Annotated in this window: 3 protein-coding genes (1 of these 3 cut by a window edge); 2 read left to right on the top strand and 1 reads right to left on the bottom strand. The window is 62.3% G+C overall.

Features of this window, described 5'->3' with window-relative positions; all coding sequences use genetic code 11:
- Positions 1-922 precede the first annotated feature (922 nt).
- The gene (locus BFP93_RS14890; protein ID WP_003190133.1) at positions 923-1,663 is read right to left on the bottom strand and encodes an FKBP-type peptidyl-prolyl cis-trans isomerase; all 741 of its coding nucleotides are present in this window, start codon (positions 1,661-1,663) and stop codon (positions 923-925) included.
- A 246-nt stretch (positions 1,664-1,909) separates the two neighbouring features.
- On the opposite strand from BFP93_RS14890, the gene BFP93_RS14885 reads away from it, so the two are divergent.
- The gene (locus BFP93_RS14885; RefSeq protein ID WP_065893692.1) at positions 1,910-3,718 is read left to right on the top strand and encodes a di-heme-cytochrome C peroxidase; all 1,809 of its coding nucleotides are present in this window, start codon (positions 1,910-1,912) and stop codon (positions 3,716-3,718) included.
- Between the two features lie 15 nt (positions 3,719-3,733).
- Positions 3,734-3,761, top strand: the 5' portion of a protein-coding gene (locus BFP93_RS14880) for a catalase family protein (RefSeq protein WP_065893691.1). It continues 1,112 nt past the right edge of the window; 28 of the gene's 1,140 nt are visible here — the first part of the coding sequence; the start codon lies at positions 3,734-3,736; the stop codon falls past the right edge of the window.

Genomic DNA, 3,761 nt, shown 5'->3' with positions numbered 1-3,761 from the left:
GATGGCCCATTGCGGCGGCCCACGGATTCAAGCCTGCGTTCGGGCACACCGAGCATGAGCGAGGTGCCGAGTGGTGGGGCAAGAGCGTTTTGCTCACTTTTGCGCTTTTCAAAAGTGAGCCGCCGTCAGGGCGGAACCCTAAGTAGCCGTTACCGCAGAAACGGATATGTACTCAACCCAATCCACCATCCTGGTCGGCCCTGAGGCCGCCATCGGGGGCAAGCCCCCTCCCACATTTGGACCGGGATCGACTCAACATCCTGGTCGGCCCCGAGGCCGCCATCGGGGGCAAGCCCCCTCCCACATTGGACCGGGATCGACTCAACATCCTGGTCGGCCCCGAGGCCGCCATCGGGGGCAAGCCCCCTCCCACATTTTGGCCAGGATCGACACAAAATACCGGTCGGCTCTAAGGCCGCCGCGCTTTTGCTTTTGATCTCAGGCGCCCCGTTAAACCACGCTGGCCGAACGCAGGCTTGAATCCGTGGGCAACCCGGCAGGACGCCGGGTTAGCCGCACTGGGCCAGGGATGGCCCATTGCGGCGGCCCACGGATTCAAGCCGGAGAGAGGGCACACCGAGCCTAGGCGAGGTGCCGAGTGGTGGGGCAAGAGCCCTTTGGTTACTTTGGGGCTTTTCCAAAGTGACCCGCCGTCAGGGCGGAACCCTAATCAGCCGTTACCGCAGAAACGGATATGTACTCAACCCAATCCAACATCCTGGTCGGCCCTGAGGCCGCCATCGGGGGCAAGCCCCCTCCCACATTTGGACCGGGATCGACTCAACAGCCTGGTCGGCTCCGAGGCCGCCGTCGGGGGCAAGCCCTCTCCCACAGTTAGATCGCAGGGAGCCAGGTAAATACCCGTCGGCGAAAACAACAACGCCCCGTCGAAACGGGGCGTTGTCGTTATTCGCTGCGCCGATTACTTCTTGGCGGCAGGTGCAGCAGGTGCGTCAGCCGCTTCAGCCTTGGCTGGGTCCTTGATGGCCAGCAACTCCAGGTCAAATACCAGCACGGAATTGGCTGGAATCGCCGGGCTCGGGCTCTGGGCGCCGTAAGCCAGGTCGGACGGAATGTACAACTCGACCTTCTCGCCAACGTGCATCAGTTGCAGGCCTTCGACCCAACCCGGGATCACGCCGCTGACCGGCAGGTCAATCGGGCTGCCACGGTCCACGGAGCTGTCAAAGGTAGTGCCGTTGGTGAGCTTGCCGGTGTAGTGAACCGTCACGACGTCGGTAGGCTTGGGCTGGGCGCCGTCGGCTTTCTTCACGATCTTGTACTGCAGACCGGAAGCAGTGGTGACCACGCCGTCTTTCTTGGCGTTGTCTTCGAGGAATTTCTTGCCGGCCGCTGCCGACTCTTCACTCATTTTGGTCATGCGTTCTTCAGCGCGCTTTTGCAGTGCGGCAAAGGCTTCAACCAGTTCGTCATCCTTGAGCTTCTGTTCTTTCTTGCCGACAGCATCTTCAATGCCTTGGGCTACCGCTTTGGAGTCCAGGTCATCCATGCCTTCTTGAGCAAGGCTTTTGCCCATGTTCAGGCCGATGCCGTAGGAAGCTTTCTGCGCCGGGGTTTTCAGCTCTACGCTGGTCTGCGAATCACAACCCGCAAGTACCAGGCTAACCAGGGCCACCGCCGCCGCCAACCGATGCTGTTTCATGCTATTTCCTTGTTCATGCGCCAAAAGGGCATTCGAATAAAGTCGCGAGCTTATCAGGCGGCCACGACCAATGGCTACCGGCATGTGAGCAGGAAACGTCTGATAAGTTCACGTGTTTAAAAGCAATTTCATTCATGATGCAGGTCCGCGACGGATCGTGGGACCTGTCACTCCAGACTCATGGCCACTTGCCGCCCCCTTGGCGTAGTGGCATAACAACGCGAACAACCGACAAGGATAGTTAACTTGCGCATTTTCACCCGTGTCTTACTCCTGATCCTCCTGGTACTGGGCCTGATTCTGGCCGTGGTGCTCTATTACACGATCAACCCCAGGCTGCCGGACTACGTGCCCGTGGAGCAGGTGCACTATCAGGACCAATGGAGTGCCGCCGACCGCCAGACCTATTACTTCACGCCCCAGGGCACTCAGGTCAAAGGCCTGCACTACGACTGGTTCACCGCGCTGGAGCTGCCCTTTTCCGAGCGCCGTTTTGCCTCGCCGGAGTACCTGGCCCGCTTCGGCTTCCTGGTGGACCCGCGGCAAGCGCCGAGCGCGCAAAACCCCGGCAACCTGCCGGTGGGTTTCGCCCGGCATAAAAATGCGGGCAGCAACGTTGAATACCTGGATATCACTTGCGCCGCCTGCCACACCGGCGAGCTGCACTTCAAAGGCCAGGCCCTGCGTATCGATGGCGGCTCCGCCCAGCATGTACTGCCGTCGAGCGTGCCGACCTTGCGCGGCGGCAGCTTCGGCCAGGCGCTGGTCGCCAGCCTTGCGGCGACTTATTACAACCCGTGGAAATTCGAGCGCTTCGCCCGCCAGGTCCTGGGGGAGCGCTACGACGCCGAGCACAGCCAACTGCGCCAGGACTTCAAGCAGTCGCTGAACCGCTTCCTCAAGGTTGCCTGGAACGATACCCACCGTGGCCTATACCCCACCGAAGAAGGGCCGGGCCGCACCGACGCCTTCGGCCGCATCGCCAATGCCAGCTTTGGCGATGCCATTTCCCCGCAAAACTATCGCATCGCCAACGCGCCGGTGGACTACCCGCAATTGTGGGATATATGGACCTTCGACTGGGTGCAATGGAACGGTTCGGCCCAGCAGCCCATGGCCCGCAACATCGGTGAAGCCCTCGGCGTCGGCGCGACCCTGGACTTCTTCGACAGCGCCGGCCAGCCCCTGCAGGGCGATGCGCGCTATCCTTCCAGCGTACGCGTGCGCGACCTGAACCTGATCGAAGAGACCTTGCAACGTCTCAAGCCACCCACCTGGCCCGAAGACCTGTTCGGCGCCATCGACAAGCCCCTTGCCGCCCAGGGCCGCGCATTGTTCGCCGAGAACTGCGCCGGCTGTCACGTGCCCACCGTCACGCAAGAAGGCGGCCGGCCGGTGCAGCAACTGAAGATGCTGCCGGTGGACTACATCGGCACCGACCCCGGCACCGCCAACAACATCGCCGACCAGCGCTACGACCTCAGTGCCCTGCAATGGGACCCGGCGGAGCTGGCCGGGCTCAACGTCCAACTGCACCCCACGCCCACCGAGCCACTGGACCTGAAAAAGATGTCCGTGGCCAAGGGCCTGGCCTACGTCACCGCGTTCGTCGAGGACCACGCTTACCGCGCCGCCGGCGTGACCCCGGCCGAACGCCCGCGCCTGGACGGGTACGGCCTGCCCATCGGTGTGCGCGAGTTGCGCGCCTACAAAGCGCGGCCACTGGCTGGCGTCTGGGCAACGCCGCCGTTCCTGCATAACGGTTCGGTGCCGACGATCTACCAGTTGCTCTCGCCCCAGGACGAGCGCAGCACCACCTTCTATAAAGGCACCTTCAACTATGATCCGCGCCATCTCGGCTTTGAGACCGGCGCGTTCAAGAATGCCTTTGTGTTCGATACCAAAATCACCGGCAACCACAACAGCGGCCACGAATTCCGTGCCGGCCAGCGTGGCAACGGCGTCATCGGCCGTGGCTTGCTGCCACAGGAACGCTGGGCGCTGCTGGAATATCTCAAAGTGCTGGGCAGCCCGCTGGAGCAACAACTGCCATGATGATTCGATCCCCCTATGACCGCCCCTCCCTGCTCGCCCGCCT

The sequence above is a fragment of the Pseudomonas sp. 44 R 15 genome (assembly GCF_900004965.1).
Classification (GTDB): Bacteria; Pseudomonadota; Gammaproteobacteria; order Pseudomonadales; family Pseudomonadaceae; genus Aquipseudomonas; species Aquipseudomonas orientalis_A.
Note: the sequence above shows the minus strand (reverse complement) of the source record. Positions and strands in the feature narration are given on the sequence as shown.

Coding starts and splice junctions, on each gene's coding strand:
- BFP93_RS14890 (WP_003190133.1), bottom strand. CDS start 1,663: ATGAAACAGCATCGGTTGGCGGCGGCGGTGGCCCTGGTTAGCCTGGTA.